Source organism: Streptomyces sp. NPDC007025 (assembly GCF_042869455.1).
In the GTDB taxonomy this organism is placed as follows: Bacteria; Actinomycetota; Actinomycetes; order Streptomycetales; family Streptomycetaceae; genus Streptomyces.
In genome coordinates this window covers 439,436-458,672 of sequence record NZ_JBIAFT010000003.1, presented here as the reverse complement: position 1 = coordinate 458,672, position 19,237 = coordinate 439,436, and the positions used below count along the sequence as shown (strand labels likewise).

Below are 19,237 nucleotides of genomic sequence, written 5' to 3'. Positions count from 1 at the left end.
TGGCTAATGTCTGGCCCGAACCTTCGCTCGGTTGATCACCTATCCGGGGTGGCAGCGGAGGACCGCCTCGTTCCGCACGCCGGGATCGCCCAGTCCCGGGCTGTGGAGCCGGAGATGACCAGACCGGCAGGCGGCTGAGGAAGAAGGAGCTCGCCCCAGTGGCGTCCCACCGTCGTCCCAAGCAGCCGAGTCGCGCACGTGTCAGTGTCTTCACCATGACCGCGGCCGCGGCTGTCGCACTCACCTCCCAGGCGGCCCACGCCGACCCCCAGTCGTCCAAGAAGGACGTCAAGGAGAAGGTCGACAAGCTGTACGAGGACGCCGAGGCGGCCACCGAGAAGTACAACGGTGCCAAGGAGAAGCAGTCCAAGCTCTCCGAGGAGGTCGAGAACCTCCAGGACAGCGTGGCCCGCGGCCAGGGCGAGCTCAACAGCATGCGCGACAAGCTGGGTTCGCTGGCGACCGCGCAGTACCGCTCGGGCGGGATCGATCCCTCGGTGCAGCTCTTCCTCTCCTCCGACCCGGACAGCTACCTGGACAAGGCCTCGGCCATGGACCAGTTGAGCACCAAGCAGGCCGGCGCCCTCAAGAAGGTCCAGGCCAAGCAGCGCAGCCTCGCGCAGCAGCGCAAGGAGGCCTCGGGCAAGCTCAAGGACCTCGCCAGCACCCGCAAGGAGCTCGGCGAGAAGAAGAAGAAGATCCAGGGCAAGCTCTCCGAGGCCCAGCGGCTGCTCAACACGCTGACCGCCAAGGAGAAGGCGCGGCTCGCCGAGAAGCAGCAGCGCGCCGACCGCGCCTCCAGCAACCGGGCCGACCTCGGCGACCTGCCCCCGGGCTCCGGCCACGCGGCTGCCGCGCTGTCCGCCGCCAAGGGCAAGATAGGCAGCCCGTACGTGTGGGGTGCCACCGGCCCCAGCTCCTTCGACTGCTCCGGGCTCACCTCGTGGGCCTACAAGCAGGCCGGCGTCTCGCTGCCGCGCACCTCCCAGGCGCAGGCCAATGCCGGGACCCGGATCTCCAGCCAGAGCCAGCTCAAGCCGGGCGACCTGGTGCTCTTCTACGGCGACCTGCACCACATCGGCCTCTACGCGGGCAACGGGCAGGTGCTGCACGCACCCAAGCCCGGCGCCTCGGTGCGGTTCGAGGCCATGGGCAACATGCCGTTCCAGTTCGGCGTCCGGGTCGGCTGACCCGGCACCGGGCGGCCGGATCCCTCTCCGGCGCAGGGCTGTTCGGGGCAGGGCCGCGGATGGCGGGCGAGCCCCGTCCGGAAGATCACCCGCCAGTGTGATGACCTTTAAACTTCGCTCTTCCGAGTGAAGCCGCCCTGGCGGGGGCGGACTTCCGATCCGCCCGGTGACCTGCGCGATCAGTGAACGCCGGGGCGCGGGAGCGGACTTACCGGCGGTCCACGGTCCTTTGTCCCCCCTGGAGGCACGGCTACATTCTGCGGGCGCACGTCGCCTAGCGGAAGGAACGCCTCCTCCAGTGGCATCGCACCGGTCCCCTCGACATACCCCGCTGCCCGGCCAGGGCCGGCCGACGCGGGTCACCGTGCTGTCGGCAGCAGCCGCCGGCGCGGCGGTCGCCCTCGTCCCCGCGGCCCCCGCGGGCGCCGAGCCCGACAACCAGCTCTCCGCCGCCACCCTCAACTCCCGGATCGACCGGCTCTACGAGCAGGCGGAAGTTGCGACGGAGAAGTACAACGGGGTGGCCGAGCGCACCGGCAAACTGCGCGAGCAGGTGGCCCACGCGCAGGACGGTGTCGCCAGGGGCCAGACGGAGGTGAACCGGCTGCGCGACGCGCTGGGCGCGCTCGCGGGCGCGCAGTACCGCTCGGGGGGCATCGATCCCGCGGTGACGCTGATGCTCACCGAGGATCCCGACAGCTACCTCGCCAAGGCCGCGACCCTCGACCGCATCGGCAGCCATCAGCTGGCCAAGCTGCGCCGGCTGCAGTCCGCGCAGCGTGTCCTCGGACAGCGGCGCACCGAGGCGGCCGACAAGCTGGAGCAGCTCGCCGGACTCCAGCAGACCCTCGAACAGCGCAAGAAGGACGTCCGGCGGAAGCTGGCCGAGGCGCGGCGGCTGCTGGCCAGGCTCTCCCCCGAGGAGCGCGCCTCCCGGGACGGCAGCCGCTCCCGCGCCGGCGGCCCCGGCATCGGTCCCGGCAACTCCGCCCCGTCCTCGCAGCGGGCCGCCGCCGCGGTCGCCGCCGCCCGGTCCGCCGTCGGACGGCCCTACGCATGGGGCGCCGCCGGGCCGGGCTCCTTCGACTGCTCGGGGCTCACGCAGTGGGCGTACCGGCAGGCGGGCACCTCGATCCCGCGCACCTCACAGGCCCAGCGCTCGGCCGGGCAGCAGGTCCCGCTGGGCCGGGCCCGCCCCGGCGACCTGGTGATCTACCGGGACGACGCCAGCCATGTGGCCATGTACGTGGGCGGCGGCCAAGTGGTGCACGCGCCGCACCCCGGCGCGTCCGTGCGCTACGACCCGGTCGGCATGCTGCCGGTCTCCGCGGTCACCAGACCCTGACGGCCCGGCCCGTCGTTCCCCCCGGGCGCGGCGGGCGGGCCGGAGGGGAGGCCCCGGCCGGCCCGGATCCCGCCCCCGTACCCTCGGTGACGTGGGCGAGCGGCGGCACGGCATCCTGCGGTACGCGCGAGCGCTGAGCGGAACGGCGGCGCTCGCGCTGCTGTGCGCGCTCGGCGCCTTCGTGCTCGCCGACCGGGACGGCCGGGACCCGGCGCCCTTCCAGCGGGTGCTCGACCGGCAGGCCGCCGCGCTGCGCGCCGGTGACGAGCGCGGCTACCTCGACGCCGTCGACCCGCGGGCCCCCCGCCACCGCGGCGCACAGCGGCAGGTCTTCCGCAACCTGCGCCGACTGCCGCTGTCCGGCTGGGCGTACGAGGTCCGCGCGGTCGCAGCGCCGCAGCGCGGCGGCGGGTCCGGGGGAAGCGCCGGATCCGGAACGGCGGAGGGGAGCACGGTGACCGTCGAGGCGGCGCTGCGCTACCGGCTCGCGGACTACGACAGGGTCACCACCACGGCGACCGAGCGGTTCCGGTTCGTCCGGCGCGAGGGCGGATGGCGCATCGCCGACGAGGCGTCCGACAGCGACTCCCAACTGTGGGAGCAGGGCGCCATGACGGTCGTCCGAGGTGCGCACAGCCTGGTCATGGGGGTGGGCCGGGACCGCGCCGAACTGCGGGCCCTCGCCGAAGCCGCCGACCGTGCGGTGCCCGCCGTCGCCGGTACCTGGCCGGACGGCTGGTCCCGCAGGACCGTGTTGGAGGCGCCCGCCTCGGTGCGGCAGATGGCGCGCCTGCTGGGGACGCCCGCAGCGGACTCCGGCACCTACGCGGGCATCGCCGCCGTCACCACCGGCGAGGCGGGCGGCACCTCCCGGTCCGGCGGCGGGAACGCGCCGGCGGACCGGATCGTGGTCAACCCGCAGGCCTACGGGCTGCTCAGCGAGGAGGGGCGGCAGGTGGTGCTGACCCACGAGACGACGCACGTCGCCACCCGGCGGCAGACCACCTCGGCGACGCCGCTGTGGCTCTCCGAGGGCATCGCCGACTGGGCGGGCTACCGCCGCTCGCAGTTGGCGCCCCGCGAGGCGGCGCCGGAACTGGCGCGTGCGCTCGCCGGCCGGACGGCGGACGGCGGCACCGCCCCGGCCCTGCGCGCCCTGCCCACGGACGCCGACTTCCGCTTCGGCAACGACCCGGCCGGGCTGGCCCGTGCCTACGAGGGCGGCTGGCTGGCCTGCCGGATGGTCGCCGAGGAGTGGGGAGCCGAGAAGCTGCTCGCCCTGTACGCGCGGGCGGGCCGCGCGCACGGCGGCGGGCGCCCGGACCCGGACGCGGCGTTGCGGTCCGTACTGGGTGTGGGGAAGGCGCAGTTCACCGAGCGCTGGCGGGCGTACGCGACCCGGGTGCTGGAACCCTAGAGCTGCGCCCGGACCGCACGGTGCGGGGAACCGGCCCCGGGACCACGGGGCCGGTCCGGGGCCCACCGGAGCGAGCCCCGGATCAGGGACGGGGTGCGTCGGGTGCCGGGATCCGGTCGCCGCCCGGGCGGCGCATCCCGGGTACCCCGTCCCGCTCCGGTTCCGTGCCGGAGCCGGTGCTCCGCGGGGTGGGTACCGCCTCCCGGCCGCCGTCCCGGTCCGCGGAGCCCTCCCGCTCGCCGGGTACCGTCGAGCGCCACAGCCGCACGCAGGACAGCACGGCGGCCGCGACCAGCAGCAGATTGCGGAGGGCCAGCACCATCGTGCCCCGGGCCTCGCCGGTGACCACGTCGCCGAACCAGACGGGGAACTCCAGTTGGGTCAGCCCGGTCGCCACCAGGACCAGCCACGCGGGCAGCGCCTGGCGCCCGGCCCGCAGCGTCAGACACACCGCGGCCAGCCCCAGCAGCCAGATCAGGTACTGCGGGCTCAGCACCCGGCTCGTGACGACGAACAGCAGCACGGCGGCGAGGGCGGCGTCCGCCAGGGTGGTCGGCGACCAGTTCCGCGCCCGCAGCCGCCACAGCAGCAGCCAGCCGAACACCGCACCCGTCAGGGCCACGGCGGTGTTGCTCACGGCCTGCACGCCCGGGCCCACGAACTCCATCGAGCCGTACCGCAGCCGCACCTGGCCCTCCCAGCCGAACTGCCGGGCGGCGTGCAGGGCCAGCGAGCCGACGGACTCCACCTCGGTGCCCCGGCCGCCCTGCGCCGAGAGGAAGTCCAGCGCACCCGGCATGGCGGTGGCGAAGCCCGCCGTCACCAGCAGCACGGTCAGCAGCGCGCTCAGCCAGGCGGCGCGGGTCGCCCGGCCGCGCGGGGTGCCGAGCAGGAGCAGCAGCGGCCACACCTTCACCAGCGCCCCCAGCCCGGCCAGCGCTCCCGCGGTACGCGGGTGCCTGGCGGCGGCCAGCAGCGCCGCGACGGCGGGCACGGTCACCATCAGGTCGTAGCGCGCGTACGCCGTCGGCCCCAGCAGCGGCACTCCGACGACCCAGGCCCACACCCCGGCCCGGCCGCGCAGGCCTGCCTCCGGGGCGCGCGGCCCGCGCCGCCGCGCGGCGTACAGCAGCAGTCCGAGCACCAGCGCGTCGGCGGCGCAGGCCAGCAGGAAGAACGCGGAGGCGTAGCCGAGCGGGAGCACCCCGGTGAGCAGCCCGGGGGAGAGGACCACCAGCGCCGCGCCGGGCGGATACTGCCAGGTCACATCGTCGGACGGAAACGTTCCGTCGCTCAGCTGGCCGAACCAGCCGTGGTAGATCACCGAGACGTCGGACGTGATGTCCATGCCGCCGGGCACGGTGAGCACCTTGAAGACGTAGAGCAGCAGTACCGCCCGGGTGACCGACCACACCAGCACGGGCGCCAGCGCACCGCGGGCCCTCCTCGGCTCGCCTCCCACACCTGTCCTTCCTCGCGCCCTGCGCCGCGCCGCCGCCCGATCCGGCCGGACCGCCGCGCGGTACTGTCTGCGGCGATGCACAAGACCCTGATCGTCACCAACGACTTCCCGCCGCGCCCCGGCGGCATCCAGGCGTTCCTGCACAGCATGGCGCTGCGCCTGGAACCGTCCCAGGTCGTTGTCTACGCCTCGACCTGGAAGCGGGGCCGCGAGGGCGCGGAGGCCACCGCGGCCTTCGACGCCGAGCAGCCTTTCACAGTGGTCCGCGACCGTGCGACGATGCTGCTGCCCACTCCGCGGGTGACCAAGCGTGCCTGCTCGCTGCTCGCGGAGCACGGCTGCCGCGCGGTGTGGTTCGGGGCCGCCGCACCCCTCGGGCTGATGGCGCCCGCGCTGCGCAGGGCCGGCGCCGAGCGGATCGTCGCCACCACGCACGGCCACGAGGCGGGCTGGGCGCAACTCCCCGTGGCGCGCGGTCTGCTGCGCAGGATCGGCGAGGGCACCGACACTCTCACCCACCTCGGCGACTACACCCGCCGCAGGATCGCCGCGGCGCTCTCCCCCGGGGCCGCGGCGCGGATGGTGCAACTGCCGCCCGGCGTCGACGAGAAGACCTTCCACCCCGGCTCGGGCGGCGACACGGTCCGGGCCCGGCTGGGGCTGACCGACCGGCCCGTGGTCGTGTGCGTCTCACGGCTGGTGCGCCGCAAGGGGCAGGACACCCTCATCGAGGCCATGCCCCGGGTGCTGGAGGCCGTACCCGACGCGGTGCTGCTGATCGTCGGCGGCGGCCCCTACCGCACCGACCTGGAGCGGCTGGCCGCCGCCCGCGGCCTCACCGACGCCGTGCGCTTCACCGGCCCGGTCGCCTGGGAGGAGCTGCCCGCGCACTACGGCGCGGGCGACGTGTTCGCGATGCCGTGCCGCACCCGGCGCGGCGGGCTGGACGTGGAGGGGCTCGGCATCGTCTACCTGGAGGCGTCCGCCACCGGACTGCCCGTCGTCGCCGGGGACTCCGGCGGCGCACCGGACGCCGTGCTGGACGGCGAGACCGGCCATGTCGTCCCCGGCGGCAGCCCCGCGCGGACCGCGGACCGCCTGGTCGAACTCCTCCGCGACCCCGAGCTGCGCACCCGGATGGGCACCCGGGGCCGCCGGTGGGTGGAGGAGCGCTGGCGCTGGGACCTGCTGGCCGAACGGCTACGCGAACTGCTGTGACCCGGGCACCGGGGCGGCCCGCGCCCCGGTGGCAGGTGCGGTACCGGACCCGCGAGGTGCGGGCCTAGGCCGTGTAGAGGGCCTCGATCTCGTCGGCGAAGTCCTTGGCGACCACGCCCCGCTTCAGCTTCAGGGAGGGGGTGACATGGCCGGAGTCCTCGGTGAACTGCTCCCGCAGCACTCGGAACTTGCGGACCGACTCGGCCTTGGAGACGGCCTTGTTGCCCTCGTCCACGGCGGTCTGGAGCTCGGCGAGCAGCTCGGGGTCGGCCAGCAGCTTCTCGTGGGCGAGCTGCTCCTTGCCGTGCTCGGCGGCCCAGCGCGGCAGGAACTCCTCGTCCACGGTCAGCAGTGCGCCGACGAAGGGGCGGCCGTCGCCGACCACCATGCACTCGGCGACCAGCGCGTGCGCCCGGATGCGGTCCTCGATCACGGCCGGCGCGACGTTCTTGCCGCCCGCGGTGACCAGGATCTCCTTCTTGCGCCCGGTGATGGTCAGATAGCCGTCGGCGTCCAGGGTGCCCAGGTCGCCGGTGTGGAACCAGCCGTCGGTCAGTGCCTCGTCGCTCGCCTGCTGGTTGTTCCAGTAGCCGGTGAACAGGTGCTCGCCGTGCAGCAGCACCTCCCCGTCGTCGGCGATCCGCACCACGGATCCCGGCAGCGGCTGCCCCACGGTGCCGATCTTGGGCCGGTCGTAGGGGTTGAAGGCGGTCGCGGCGCAGGACTCGGTCAGCCCGTAGCCCTCCAGCACGGTGAAGCCGACGCCGCGGAAGAAGTGGCCCAGCCGCGCGCCCAGCGGCGCGCCGCCGGAGATGGCGTGCGTGGCCCGCCCGCCGAGCACGGCGCGCAGCTTGCTGTAGACCAGCTTGTCGAAGACCTTGTGCTGGATCCGCAGCTTGAGCGAGGGGCCGGCCGGGTCGTCCAGGGCGCGGCTGTAGGCACCGGCGACCTCGGCGGCCCGGTCGAAGATCTTGCCCTTGCCGCCGGCGACGGCCTGCGCTCGCGCGGAGTTGAAGACCTTCTCGAAGACCCGGGGGACGCCCAGCACCATCGTCGGGCGGAAGGAACCGAGCTCGTCGGTGAGGTTCCGCAGGTCCGAGACGTGCCCCAGCTTGATCGGCGCCATCACGGCCGCCACCTGCACCAGTCGTCCGAAGACGTGGGCGACCGGCAGGAACAGCAGCACCGATCCCTCGCCGGGACGGAACATCGGGCGCAGCCGCTCGACGACGTTCCCGCACTCCGCGAAGAAGCTGCGGTGGGTGAGCACGCAGCCCTTGGGGCGACCGGTGGTGCCGGAGGTGTAGACGATGGTGGCGGGGGAGTCCGCGTCGGCGGCGGAGCTGCGCTCCTCGACCAGCTCGTCGCCGATCCCGGCGCCGAGCGCGGCGAGCCGGGCGACGGCGGTGCTCTCCCCGGCGCTCTTCTCGGTGCTCTGCTCCGCGTCTGCGGCGGGCTCGATCTGCCACACGTCCCGCAGCGCGGGCAGCCGGTCGCGGACGGACTCCACGGCGGCGGTGTGCGCGTCGGTCTCCACCAGGCAGGCGACAGCGCCGGAATCGCCCAGGATCCAGGAGATCTGCTCGGGCGAGCTGGTCTCGTAGACGGGCACGGTGACGCCGCCCGCGCTCCAGATGGCGAAGTCCAGCAGCGTCCACTCGTAGCGGGTGCGGGACATCAGGCCCACCCGGTCGCCGGGTTCCACGCCCGCGGCTATCAGGCCCTTGGCGGCCTGCCGCACCTCGGCGAGGAACGCGGCGGCGGTCAGGTCCTCCCAGCGGCCGTTCCGCTTGCGCCCGATGACGGGGAGATCCGGGTGCCGAGCCGCGTTCCGGCGGATGAGGTCCGTCAGGTTTCCCTCTGCGGGGACTTCATAGAGGGCCGGAAGGCTGTACTCGCGCAAGACTGCTGCTCCTCGTCGGCGCGCCAAAAGGGGCCGCGGGGGGCCGGCCTCCGTTGGCTCGGTCCAGGGTCGGCGGACGATCCCGGAAGAATGACGGCCCGGACGTTACCCATCGGTATGGGGGTGGGGGTAGAGGGTGGCGCGCAGATGTTTTGTGCGTCACAGGTGGAGATGGCTGATAGCAGCCTAGTCGAGGTGTTCACGGACACGGAAGTCGCGAGGGGGAGAGAGCGGGAACAGTGGTGCGTACCGCACTTTTCGGCCGTCCCAGCGGACGGGTGCACCCGCCCCGCGCCCGCCGCCCGCAGGCGGCTCCCTCTCCCGGGTGCGCGCGGGGCGACCTAGGGTGGGCGCATGCGAGTCCACGTGGTCAGCGACGTACACGGCAACAGTGCCGACCTCGGGAAGGCGGGCGCCGGCGCGGACGCGCTGATCTGTCTGGGAGACCTCGTCCTCTTCCTGGACTACGCCGACCACTCGCGCGGCATCTTCCCCGACCTGTTCGGCGTCGAGAACGCGGACCGCATCGTCGCCCTGCGCACGGCCCGGCGCTTCACCGAGGCCCGCGCCTTCGCCCGGGAGCTGTGGGCCGGGATCGACCGCGACGCCGCGACGGAGCGGGCGGTGCGCAAGCAGTACGCCGAACTGTTCGCCGCCTTCCCGGCGCCCACGTACGCCACCTACGGCAACGTCGACGTGCCGCCCCTGTGGCCGGAATACGCACCCGAGGGTGTCCGGGTCCTCGACGGCGAGACGGCCGACATCGGGGGGTGGCGGTTCGGCTTCGTCGGCGGCGGTCTGCGCACCCCGATGCGCACGCCCTACGAGATCGACGACGAGACCTACGCGGCCAAGGTCGCCGCGCTGGGCGAGGTCGACGTGCTGTGCAGCCACATCCCGCCCGAGGTGCCCGAGCTGTGCTACGACACCGTCGCGCGCCGCTTCGAGCGGGGCAGCACGCACCTGCTGGAGGCGCTGCACGAGGTGCGGCCGCGCTACCACCTTTTCGGCCATGTCCATCAGCCGCTGGTCCGGCGGATGCGGATCGGCGCCACCGAGTGCGTCAACGTCGGCCACTTCAATGCCACCGGGACCCCCTGGGTGCTGGAGTGGTGACCCGTGCGGCGCCGCGCCGAAGGGGCGCGGGGTAGCCTTCGACGGCAGACGCATCCCCGCACCCCGGCGGGCATCCCGCACGGTCTTGTCCACGTGCGGCGGGCATCGGCGGGCATCGCGCGCTCGTCCACGTGCGGCGGGTGCCGCACGGCGGACAATTCGGACACGGTATATCGGAGGGCCATGGCGATGGCGGAACACACCAGCTCGAGCATCACGGTCGACGCGGCGCCCGGGGCCGTGATGAGCGTGATCTCCGACTTCCCCCGCTACCCGGAGTGGGCCGGCGAGGTGAAGGAGGCCGAGGTCCTCGGCCGGGACGAGCACGGCCACGCCGAACAGGTGCGCCTGCTGCTGGACGCCGGAGCCATCAAGGACGAGCACACCCTGGCCTACGAGTGGCTCGGCGGCGCCGAGCCGCACGAGGTGCGCTGGTCCCTGGTCAAGTCCCAGATGCTGCGCTCCCTGGACGGCCTCTACCGGCTCACCCCGGTCGACGGCGGCGCGCGCACCGAGGTCACCTACCAGCTCACCGTCGACGTCAAGATCCCCATGCTCGGCATGATCAAGCGCAAGGCGGAGAAGGTCATCATCGACCGCGCGCTCGACGGGCTGAAGAAGCGTGTCGAGGCGGGCGGCGCCGAGGCGTCGGAGGCCGGCAACTGACCGGCGCGGCCCCCGGCTCCGCGCCCACCGGCCCGCAGACCGTCCTGGTCACCGGCGCGGGCGGAGCGGGGCGCAGCACGGTCGCCGCGGCCACCGCGTGCGCGGCCGCCGCCCAGGGGCACCGCACCCTGCTGCTGAGCGCCGAGCCGGCCCGCCATCTGGCCGCGCTGCTCGGTGCGGCACCCGATGCACCGGTTCCCCCGACGGACACGTCCGCTGCGGGCGCGCCGGAACCCGTCGCCGCGGTGCCGGGGTTGTGGTTGCAGCGCATCGACTCCGGCGCGGAGTTCCGCAGCCGGGCCGTCGCCCTCCAGGAGCGCGGCAAGACCGTGCTCGATCTGCTGGGCGCCGTACCGCTGGACGAGGACGAGCTGACCGAACTGCCCGGCGCGCAGACGTTCGCACTGCTGCGCGCCCTGCTGCTGGCACACGGCGAGGACGCGGGGAGCGCCGACGGGACGCCGGACCGCGAGGGGCGCGAGGGCGGGGACGGCGCCGGCCGGGACTCCGATGGGGGCGCCGGCTGGGACATCGTCGTCGCGGACATGCCCCCCTCCCCGCAGGGGATCAACCTGCTCGCGCTGCCCGCACAACTGCGCCGCTATCTGCGCCGCCTCGTCCCCGCCGAGCGGCAGGCGGCCCGTGCCCTGCGCCCCGTGCTGGCCCAGCTCGCCGGCGCTCCGATGCCCGCGCAGTGGCTGTACGAGTCCGCCACACGCTGGTCGCAGGAGTTGGCCGCGGTCCAGCGGGTCGTGGAGTCCCCGGCGACGGTCGTCCGGCTGGTCACCGAGCCCGGACCGTTCGCCGCCGAGGCCCTGCGCACGGCCGGCGCCGGACTGCGGCTGCACGGGCTCGCGCTGGAGTCCGTCGTCGCCAACCGGCTGCTGCCCGCGGGCTCCGCGGACTCCTGGCTGGCGGCGCTGGCCGGGCAGCAGCAGACCGCGCTCGCGGATCTGCGCGAGAAGTGCGAGGCCGAGGGCGTCCCGCTGTGCGAGCTGCCGCACCTGGGCCGGGATCCGCGCGGCCCCGAGGACCTGGGGGCGCTGGCCGCCGCAGCCCGCACCGCCGTGCCGCCCGGCCGGGAGGGCGGCCCCGGGCTGCACCCGCCCGCCGGGGCCGAGAGCGGGCCCGGCACCGACGTCGCCTACGGCTGGCTGGAGGACCGGCTGGCCGGGGACGGCCGGCTGGTGTGGCAGCTCCCGCTGCCGGGCGCCGACCGGGACGAGCTGGAACTGGTGCGCCGCGGGGACGAGTTGACCGTGGGTGTCGGCCCCTATCGGCGGGTGCTGCCGCTCCCCTCGGCGCTGCGCCGCTGCCGCGTCTCCGGCGCCGGCCTCAAGGGCGGGGTGCTGGGGGTCCGCTTCACGCCCGACCCGGAGCTGTGGCCCGAGCAGGCCGGTTCCCGGCCCGCCGGACGTGCGGACTGAGCGGACACGTCGGCACGGGCTGGTCGGTACGGGCCGGTCGGTACGGATCGGGCGGGCGTCCCGCAGTCCGTCCCCGCGACCGGACGCCCACACCCGGCGCCGCCGTTCGGGTAACGTCGAAAGGTGCGCGGAACCCGTGTCAGCACCCGCCGCGCACCCCCGCGCACCGTCCGCCACCCGCCGCCCGTAGGAGCCCGCCATGAGCGATGAAGCCGAGCGCCCCGACGCCCCGGACCCCGACGCCTGGGCCACCGCGTGCGAGGAGGACCTGACCGCCGAGAAGGCGCGCCGCCGCGCCCGGTACGGCCCGCCGCCCACCAGCGCGGCCGAGGAACTGCGCAGGCTGGCGGACGCGGTCACCGAGAAGGTCGCCGAGTTCGGCAAGCCCTTGGCGGGCACGGTCGGATCGGCCGCCGCACAGGGTGTGGCGCAGCAGCTGTTCAAGCAGGCCAAGGCGACCTTCGAGCCGGTCGTCGAGCGCAATCCGCAGCTCTTCGACCACCTCGCGGCGGCCGGCGGGGAACTGCTGGCCGCCTACCGTTCCGTGGTCCAGGAGTCCGAGCGCCGCTGGAGCGAGCCGCGGGACGCGAACGCGTCCGGCCCTGCCGCCGGCGGCGACCGGATCGACGTCGAGGAGGCCGCCGACCTCACCCGCGCCGCCGACCGCGACGCCCGGGTCGTCGAGGAGATCGTGGTCGAGCCGGACGCCGACGCCGACGCCGACGCCGATCCCGGCTCCGGCACCGCATCGGACGCGGCCCCCGGCTCGGACCCGGCGCGCCCCTCGACGGAGCGGTCCGGGGACGAGGCGCCGGGTGGCACCGGGCGCGGCGAAGGGACCGGTGGCGATAGCGGGGGCCCGGAGGCGCGCGGCGGCGCCTGAGCGGCCCCGGGCGGCGCCGGTGAGCGCACCCCCGGCGGGCGGCGCGGACCCCGGCCACGGTCGGAGCCCTGCGAGGCAGGCCCCCGGCCTCCTGCTCCCCCCCCGCAGCCCCTGCCCCGGCAGCCGTCGGCGCCGTCCCTCCGGCAGGTGCCCGGCCCCGTCGGGCGCCTGCCGGTCCCCGGCACGTGCCCGACCGTGCCCGGTGGGCCGGTGCGCTCCGGTACGGTTGGCTGCGGCGGGGATCACATCGGATGACCGAGGGACACATGGGACTCACAATCGGGGTCGACATCGGCGGCACCAAGATCGCGGCTGGCGTTGTGGACGAGAAAGGCACGATCCTCGAGACCAGCAAGGTGCCCACACCCGACACCCCCGACGCCGTGATCGACGCCATCGCGGACGCCGTCCGGCAGGCCAGTGCCGAACACCAGGTGGAGGCCGTCGGGATCGGCGCTCCCGGGTACGTGGACGACAAGCGCGCCACTGTGCTGTTCACCCCCAACCTGAGCTGGCGTCACGAGCCGCTCAAGGACAAGGTCGAGCAGCGCATCGACCTGCCCGTCGTGATCGAGAACGACGCCAATGCCGCGGCCTGGGGCGAGTACAAGTTCGGCGTCGGCACCGGCCACGAGGACGTCGTCTGCATCACCATCGGCACCGGCCTGGGCGGCGGCACCATCATCGGCGGCAAGCTGCACCGCGGACGGTACGGAGTGGCCGCCGAGTTCGGCCACATCCGGATGGTCCCCGACGGCCTGCTGTGCGGCTGCGGCAACCAGGGCTGCTGGGAGCAGTACGCCTCCGGGCGCGCGCTGCTGCGCTACGCCCAGCAGCGCGCCACCGCCACCCCGGACAACGCCGAGATCCTGCTGGGGCTGGGCGACGGCACCACCGAGGGCATCCACGGCAAGCACGTCAGCCAGGCGGCCCGGCAGGGCGATCCGGTCGCCATCGACTCCTTCCGCGAACTCGCCCGCTGGGTGGGCGCCGGCCTCGCCGACCTGGCCTCCCTCTTCGACCCGGGCGCCTTCATCGTCGGCGGCGGCGTCTCCGACGAGGGCGAACTGGTCCTCGACCCGATCCGCAAGTCCTACCGGCGCTGGCTCGTCGGCAGCCGCTGGCGCCCGCACGCCGATGTGCTCGCCGCCCAACTGGGCAACAAGGCGGGCCTGGTGGGCGTCGCGGACCTCGCCCGCCAGGGCTGACCGGACCGGGGGCCGCGCCGATGACGGGGCACTCCACCGGGGCGCGGCCCGTGCGGGCCGCGGAACTGCCGCACTCCCGAACGGAGCCCGACGGCGCGGCCGTCGTCCGGCTGCTCAGCTACAACATCCGCTCCCTGCGCGACGATCCGGAGGCGCTCGTCCGGGTCGTCCGGGCCTGCGCCCCGGACGTCGTGTGCGTGCAGGAGGCGCCGCGCTTCTTCCGCTGGCGCAAGCGCGCCGCCTGGCTGGCGCGCCGCACCGGCCTCACCTATGTGACCGGCGGTGCGACGGCTGCCGGACCGCTGGTCCTCGCCTCGCTGCGGGCCCATGTGGAGCACACCGAGGACGTGCTGCTGCCGCGGACGCCCGGGCTGCACCGGCGCGGGTTCGCGCTCGCCCGGCTGCGGTTCGGCCCCGCGGCCCGGCTGGGCGTGGTCAGTTTCCATCTGAGTCTGCAGGCCCGCGAACGGCGGGAGCAGGCCCGCGCACTGCTGGCGCGGGCCGCCGCGCTGGGCCCCGCAGTGGTGGCCGCCGGAGACGTCAACGAGCGGGCGGGCGGGCGGACGTTCGCGCTGCTCGGTGCGGAACTGCGGGACGCCTGGGACGCCGCGCCCTGGAGCGGGGAGCACACCTCACCCGCCGCGGCACCGCGGCAGCGCATCGACGCCGTCTTCGCGGGGGAGCGGGTCGCGGTACTGGGTGCGGGCGTGCCCCGGGGGCTGCCGGGGGTGGCGGAGGCCGACCTGGCCGCCGCCACCGACCACCTCCCGGTGCTGGCGGCCCTGCGCGTCCCCGCGGGGTGAACCGGCCCGGCCGGACCACCGCGCCGCGGCCCGGGTCGTCCGGATCGTCGTCAGACCACCGCGCCGCGGCCCGGGTCGTCCGGATCGTCGTCCCGGCCGTCCCGCAGCCGGGTCACCAGGGTGGCGAACCCGCCCAGGAATCCGCCCACCCCCAGCGTGACGATCCACCACGTCAGATCGGCCTGCAACAGCACGGCGCCGATCAGCAGCAGCGGCCCGCCCAGCGCGGCGACCCAGGCGAACTTGGTGGTGGTGTCCGTCTCGGGCAGCGGCGGCGGCTCCGGCGGCTCGAAGTGCCCTTCGCCGTCCTCGTCGTCCGCACCGTCGTCCGCGGGTGCGGGCTGCCAGTCGCGCGGCCCGGTTCCGGCCGCGTAGACGGTGAAGCTGCGCGCCGGGGGCTCCGTGTCGGGAGCGGGCCGGGGCTTGGCGAGCATGTCGCCGTCCGGCTCCCGGTCCTCCTCCCGGTCCCCGTCCGTGCCGCGGCTCCCGCTCCCGGACGCGCCGTCCGCCGTGTCCGCCGCGGGCTCCTCGCCGTACGCGGCGACGATCGCGGCCCAGGCCGCCTCCTCCTCGGGGGGCAGGGACGAGCCGCCGCGCGATCCGGACGCGCCCCCGGACTCGTGCGGCTCCTCCTCGTCCGGGTCACGCGCTGTCACGGACGCTCCGTGCCGTGTTGAGCGGCGTGTTCCCGGCGGCGGTGAGCCGGTCGATGAAGCCGCGGCTGTCGGCGAAGATCTGCTCCGCGTCGTGGTCGAGGGTGGCGACGTGGTAGCTGTGCTCCAGCACGGTCTCGGTGACGTCAGTGGAGGAGACCCGGCTCAGGACGAGTGCGGAGTCGGTGGGCGGCACCACATGGTCCGTCCTGCTGTGCAGCAGCAGGAGCGGCTGCGTCACCTCCGGCAGGTCGCCGCGGACGACGCGGACGAGGTCGCGCATCGCGTACGCGGCCCGGGTGGGCACCCGGTCGTAGCCCACCTCGTGCCGGCCACCCTTGGCGATGTCGTCCGCGATGCCCGGCGCCGAGCGGATCAGGAAGCGGCCGAGGGTCAGCGCGTACCCCTGCATCCGCGGGAACGTCGTCGCCGGGTTGACCAGGACGATCCCCCGCACCGCCGCACCGTGCCGGGCGGCCAGCCGCAGCGCCAGCGCACCGCCCATCGACAGGCCGCAGACGAAGACCTGCTCGCACCGGTCGCGCAGCAGCCGCAGCTCCCGGTCCACGGTCGCGTACCAGTCCTCCCAGCCCGTCACCGCCAGTTCCTCCCAGCGGGTGCCGTGGCCGGGAAGCAGCGGCAGGGAGACGGTCAGGCCGTGCCCGGCCAGGTCCTCGGCCCAGGGGCGCAGCGACTGCGGGGACCCGGTGAAGCCGTGGCAGAGCAGTACGCCGGTCGACGAACCGTCGTGGCGGAAAGGCTCGGCTCCGGGGAGGATGGGCGGCACGGTGGGCCTCCAGAGGCTCAGCGGTCGGAACTCGGCAAGGAGTGCTGCCACCCTAATTCGTCGCCGGGCACTCCGGCAGTGTCCGGGGGCCCGCAGGAGTGCACCGGCCGGGCGCCGCGGCCCCGGCGGCAGGCGGGTGCCTGCCCGGCGGCCGCTGCCGTGGCGGAGCCCGGCTGCCCGCGGCCGGGTGCGGACGGCCGGGTCCGGGAGCACCGGGGCGGGATAGGGTCGGTGCGGTCCCACCAAGGAGGTCGAGGTTGTTCTACAGCGCGATGAAGCTGTCGGTCGGCAGCTCGCTGAAGCTCGCGTTCCGGCCCTGGGTGGAGGGCCTGGAGAACGTGCCCGCCGAGGGGCCCGCCATCCTGGCGAGCAACCACCTCTCCTTCTCCGACTCCTTCTTCCTGCCCGCCGTCCTGGACCGGAAGGTCACCTTCATCGCGAAGGCCGAGTACTTCACCTCACCCGGGATCAAGGGCAAGCTGACGGCGGCGTTCTTCAAGGGCGTCGGCCAGCTCCCGGTGGACCGCTCCGGCGTGCGCGGAGCGGGTGAGGCGGCGATCCGCAGCGGGCTGGAGGTCCTGGAGCGCGGCGAGTTGTTCGGGATCTACCCCGAGGGCACCCGCTCGCCCGACGGGCGCCTCTACCGCGGCAAGCCCGGCGGTCTGGCGCGGGTCGCGCTGCGCTCGGGTGCGCCGGTGCTCCCGGTGGCGATGATCGACACGGAGAAGATCCAGCCGCCCGGGAAGGTCGTGCCCAAGCTGATGCGCCCGGGCATCCGGATCGGTGCGCCGCTGGACTTCAGCCGGTACCAGGGCATGGACAACGACCGGTTCATCCAGCGCGCGGTCACCGACGAGGTGATGTACGCGATCCTGAAGCTGTCCGGGCAGGAGTACGTCGACATCTACGCGACGGCGGCCAAGCGCCAACTGGCCGAGGCCGCCAAGGCGGAGAAGGCCGCCGAGGCCGCGCGCAAGGAGCGGCCGGCGCAGGGGCAGGACGGGCAGGACGGGCAGGACGGGCAGGACCGGGCCGGGGACGGCCGCGCGGCCTAGAGTCCTCCCGCCCGGGCGGGCCGGGGCTACCCGTCCGGGTCTTCCGGCGTACGGGCCCCGTCGGCCCGTCCCGGTCCGGTCGAGGCCGGTCCGGGAGATACGGGCGTGGCGCGGGGCGGGGAGTGCGGAACGACCGCGGCGGAGGTGTCCCGCCGCGGAGAGAGGGGGCGGGTGTGGCGGTGCGCATGATGTCCGTCGAGCAGCCGCTGTGGCGGGCGTTGACCGGCTACCGGATCCTTGCCGTGCTCTACGCCGCCGGTGTCTTCGCCTGGAGTTACCCGCAGTACAGCGCGCCGCTCCCGGGCGTGCTCTTCCTGCTGCTGCTCGGCTGCTGGACGTTCGCCACCCTGCGCAACCTCGGCTCGGCCGACCGCTGCACGCTGCCGTTCCTGGTCACGGACATCGCGCTGGGTCTCGCCGGGATCCTCCTGACGCTCGTGGTCGACGGGCACCACCAGGTCGGCCCGACCCTGCCCTCCATCTGGGTGGCGGGACCCGTCCTCGCGTTCGCGCTCAAGGGCGGCTGGCGCTGGGCGGCCGGCGCCTCGGTGCTGGTCGGGATCGCCAACGTCGTCGAACGCGGCATGATCACCCGCTCCACGTTCCACAACGTGCTGCTCGTCTGCGTGGCGAGCGTCGCCATCGGCTACGTCATCGAGGTGGCCCGCGCCAGCGAGCGCACCCTGGCGCGGGCGCTCCGGATAGAGGCGGCGACCCGCGAGCGGGAGCGGCTGGCCCGCGACATCCACGACAGCGTCCTCCAGGTGCTGGCCATGGTGCAGCGCAGGGGAACGGCCCTGGGCGGGGAGGCGGCGGAGCTCGGCCGGATGGCGGGGGAGCAGGAGGTCGCTCTGCGTGCCCTCGTTTCCAGCGGGGTGGTGCCCGAACCGGGACGCGCCCCTGGCCCCGCCCCGGAGCCCGGTGCCGTGCCCGGCCCGCGGGACGGTCCCCGCGGCGGCGCGGATCCCGGGGGCGGTGCGGAGGCCGGGGCCGGGGCCGGGCCGTGCGACGTACGGGCGCTGCTCTCCTCGTACGCGGGGGCCCGGGTCACGTTCGCCGAGCCCGGCGCCCCCGTGCTGCTGCCCGGCCGTACGGCCGCGGAGCTGGCGGCCGCCGTCGGCGCCGCGCTGGACAATGTGGACCGGCACGCCGGGCGTGGGACGGAGGCCGGGGCGCGGGCCTGGATCCTGCTGGAGGACGAGCCGGACGCGGTGATCGTGTCGGTGCGGGACGACGGTCCCGGCATTCCCGCGGGACGGCTGGCGGCCGCCGAGGCGGAGGGGCGGATGGGCGTCGCGCTGTCCATCCGGGGAAGGCTGCGGGAACTGGGCGGCACCGCCGAGCTGGTGTCGGTGCCCGGGCAGGGGACGGAAGTGGAGATGAGGGTTCCCAAGGATGGCGACTGAGGAGCGGCGGACCGGGCCGGACGGCCTCGCGGCACCCGTCAGGGTGATGGTCGTGGACGACCATCCGATGTGGCGCGAGGCTGTGGCCCGGGATCTGGCCGAGGCCGGGTTCGAGGTCGTCGCCACGGCCGGCGACGGCGAGCAGGCCGTCCGCAGGGCCCGCGCCGCCGCGCCCGACGTGCTGGTACTGGATCTGAACCTGCCGGGCAGGCCAGGAGTGGAGGTCTGCCGCGAACTGGTCGGCCGCGGGTCCGCGCCGCGGGTGCTGGTGCTGTCGGCCAGCGGCGAGCACACCGATGTGCTGGAGGCCGTCAAGTCCGGGGCCACGGGGTATCTGGTCAAGTCCGCGGGCCCGCAGGAGCTGCTGGACGCGGTGCGCCGCACGGCGCTGGGTGATCCGGTCTTCACCCCGGGGCTCGCCGGCCTGGTGCTGGGCGAGTACCGCAGGCTGGCCGCCGACCCGGCCCCGGCCGCCGCGGAGGGCCCGGATGTGCCGAAGCTGACCGACCGGGAGACGGAGGTGCTGCGCCTGGTCGCCAAGGGGCTGGGCTACAAGCAGATCGCCGAGCGGCTGGTCATCTCGCACCGCACCGTGCAGAACCATGTCCAGAACACCCTGGGCAAGCTGCAGTTGCACAACCGGGTGGAGCTCGTGCGGTACGCGATCGAGCGCGGTCTGGACGACTGAGCCGCCGCTC

General features: G+C 74.8%; 17 protein-coding genes. 13 read left to right on the top strand and 4 right to left on the bottom strand.

Annotation, left to right across the window (positions count from 1 at the left end; all coding sequences use genetic code 11):
• The first annotated feature begins 158 nt into the window (after nucleotides 1–158).
• From ACFYMO_RS08445 to ACFYMO_RS08435, 3 genes are all read left to right on the top strand, one after another.
• Nucleotides 159–1,190 carry an NlpC/P60 family protein gene (locus ACFYMO_RS08445; RefSeq protein ID WP_026005102.1) on the top strand — a complete coding sequence of 344 codons (1,032 nt, stop codon included), beginning with the start codon at nucleotides 159–161 and terminating at the stop codon, nucleotides 1,188–1,190.
• 298 nt (nucleotides 1,191–1,488) lie between these two features.
• Nucleotides 1,489–2,535 carry an NlpC/P60 family protein gene (locus tag ACFYMO_RS08440; protein ID WP_388545119.1) on the top strand — a complete coding sequence of 349 codons (1,047 nt, stop codon included), beginning with the start codon at nucleotides 1,489–1,491 and terminating at the stop codon, nucleotides 2,533–2,535.
• Nucleotides 2,536–2,626: 91 nt separating this feature from the next.
• The gene (locus ACFYMO_RS08435) at nucleotides 2,627–3,952 is read left to right on the top strand and encodes a hypothetical protein (RefSeq protein ID WP_366772290.1); all 1,326 of its coding nucleotides are present in this window, start codon (nucleotides 2,627–2,629) and stop codon (nucleotides 3,950–3,952) included.
• An 82-nt stretch (nucleotides 3,953–4,034) separates the two neighbouring features.
• Here the strand turns inward: ACFYMO_RS08435 and ACFYMO_RS08430 are convergent, their stop codons facing one another.
• Nucleotides 4,035–5,414, bottom strand: a complete 1,380-nt coding sequence (locus ACFYMO_RS08430; RefSeq protein WP_366772291.1) for a glycosyltransferase family 87 protein — start codon at nucleotides 5,412–5,414, stop codon at nucleotides 4,035–4,037.
• Between the two features lie 75 nt (nucleotides 5,415–5,489).
• Between ACFYMO_RS08430 and ACFYMO_RS08425 the strand changes: the two genes are divergently transcribed.
• On the top strand, nucleotides 5,490–6,632 hold the full coding sequence (locus ACFYMO_RS08425) for a glycosyltransferase family 4 protein (RefSeq protein WP_388545115.1): 1,143 nt from the start codon (nucleotides 5,490–5,492) through the stop codon (nucleotides 6,630–6,632).
• Nucleotides 6,633–6,696: 64 nt separating this feature from the next.
• On the opposite strand, the gene ACFYMO_RS08420 is transcribed toward ACFYMO_RS08425, so the two are convergent.
• The gene (locus ACFYMO_RS08420) at nucleotides 6,697–8,535 is read right to left on the bottom strand and encodes a long-chain fatty acid--CoA ligase (RefSeq protein WP_366772294.1); all 1,839 of its coding nucleotides are present in this window, start codon (nucleotides 8,533–8,535) and stop codon (nucleotides 6,697–6,699) included.
• Nucleotides 8,536–8,889: 354 nt separating this feature from the next.
• On the opposite strand from ACFYMO_RS08420, the gene ACFYMO_RS08415 reads away from it, so the two are divergent.
• The 6 genes from ACFYMO_RS08415 (at nucleotide 8,890) to ACFYMO_RS08390 (ending at nucleotide 14,638) form a co-directional block, all read left to right on the top strand.
• Nucleotides 8,890–9,651, top strand: a complete 762-nt coding sequence (locus ACFYMO_RS08415) for a metallophosphoesterase (protein ID WP_388545112.1) — start codon at nucleotides 8,890–8,892, stop codon at nucleotides 9,649–9,651.
• Nucleotides 9,652–9,840: 189 nt separating this feature from the next.
• Nucleotides 9,841–10,317: an SRPBCC family protein gene (locus tag ACFYMO_RS08410; RefSeq protein WP_026005012.1), complete on the top strand. Its 477-nt coding sequence runs from the start codon at nucleotides 9,841–9,843 to the stop codon at nucleotides 10,315–10,317.
• A 44-nt stretch (nucleotides 10,318–10,361) separates the two neighbouring features.
• The gene (locus ACFYMO_RS08405) at nucleotides 10,362–11,744 is read left to right on the top strand and encodes an ArsA family ATPase (protein ID WP_388545246.1); all 1,383 of its coding nucleotides are present in this window, start codon (nucleotides 10,362–10,364) and stop codon (nucleotides 11,742–11,744) included.
• Nucleotides 11,745–11,943: 199 nt separating this feature from the next.
• The gene (locus ACFYMO_RS08400) at nucleotides 11,944–12,627 is read left to right on the top strand and encodes a DUF5304 family protein (RefSeq protein WP_388545109.1); all 684 of its coding nucleotides are present in this window, start codon (nucleotides 11,944–11,946) and stop codon (nucleotides 12,625–12,627) included.
• A 266-nt stretch (nucleotides 12,628–12,893) separates the two neighbouring features.
• The gene (locus ACFYMO_RS08395) at nucleotides 12,894–13,835 is read left to right on the top strand and encodes an ROK family glucokinase (RefSeq protein ID WP_360688043.1); all 942 of its coding nucleotides are present in this window, start codon (nucleotides 12,894–12,896) and stop codon (nucleotides 13,833–13,835) included.
• 20 nt (nucleotides 13,836–13,855) lie between these two features.
• Nucleotides 13,856–14,638, top strand: coding sequence for an endonuclease/exonuclease/phosphatase family protein (locus ACFYMO_RS08390; protein ID WP_366772296.1), 783 nt, complete (start codon nucleotides 13,856–13,858; stop codon nucleotides 14,636–14,638).
• A 50-nt stretch (nucleotides 14,639–14,688) separates the two neighbouring features.
• Here ACFYMO_RS08390 and ACFYMO_RS08385 read toward each other — a convergent pair whose 3' ends face one another.
• The gene (locus ACFYMO_RS08385) at nucleotides 14,689–15,294 is read right to left on the bottom strand and encodes a hypothetical protein (protein WP_388545106.1); all 606 of its coding nucleotides are present in this window, start codon (nucleotides 15,292–15,294) and stop codon (nucleotides 14,689–14,691) included.
• Nucleotides 15,281–16,078: an alpha/beta fold hydrolase gene (locus tag ACFYMO_RS08380; RefSeq protein ID WP_366772298.1), complete on the bottom strand. Its 798-nt coding sequence runs from the start codon at nucleotides 16,076–16,078 to the stop codon at nucleotides 15,281–15,283. The genes ACFYMO_RS08385 and ACFYMO_RS08380 overlap by 14 nt, the downstream gene beginning before the upstream one ends.
• 257 nt (nucleotides 16,079–16,335) lie before the next feature.
• Between ACFYMO_RS08380 and ACFYMO_RS08375 the strand changes: the two genes are divergently transcribed.
• The 3 genes from ACFYMO_RS08375 to ACFYMO_RS08365 all read left to right on the top strand — a co-directional run bounded on the left by ACFYMO_RS08375 (nucleotide 16,336) and on the right by ACFYMO_RS08365 (nucleotide 19,227).
• On the top strand, nucleotides 16,336–17,133 hold the full coding sequence (locus ACFYMO_RS08375) for a lysophospholipid acyltransferase family protein (protein ID WP_388545103.1): 798 nt from the start codon (nucleotides 16,336–16,338) through the stop codon (nucleotides 17,131–17,133).
• Between the two features lie 185 nt (nucleotides 17,134–17,318).
• Complete coding sequence (gene macS / locus ACFYMO_RS08370; protein ID WP_388545243.1) at nucleotides 17,319–18,539, top strand: MacS family sensor histidine kinase; 1,221 nt, start codon at nucleotides 17,319–17,321, stop codon at nucleotides 18,537–18,539.
• Nucleotides 18,529–19,227 carry a response regulator transcription factor gene (locus ACFYMO_RS08365; RefSeq protein WP_366772301.1) on the top strand — a complete coding sequence of 233 codons (699 nt, stop codon included), beginning with the start codon at nucleotides 18,529–18,531 and terminating at the stop codon, nucleotides 19,225–19,227. Before macS ends, ACFYMO_RS08365 begins: the two co-directional genes overlap by 11 nt.
• Nucleotides 19,228–19,237: the final 10 nt, after the last annotated feature.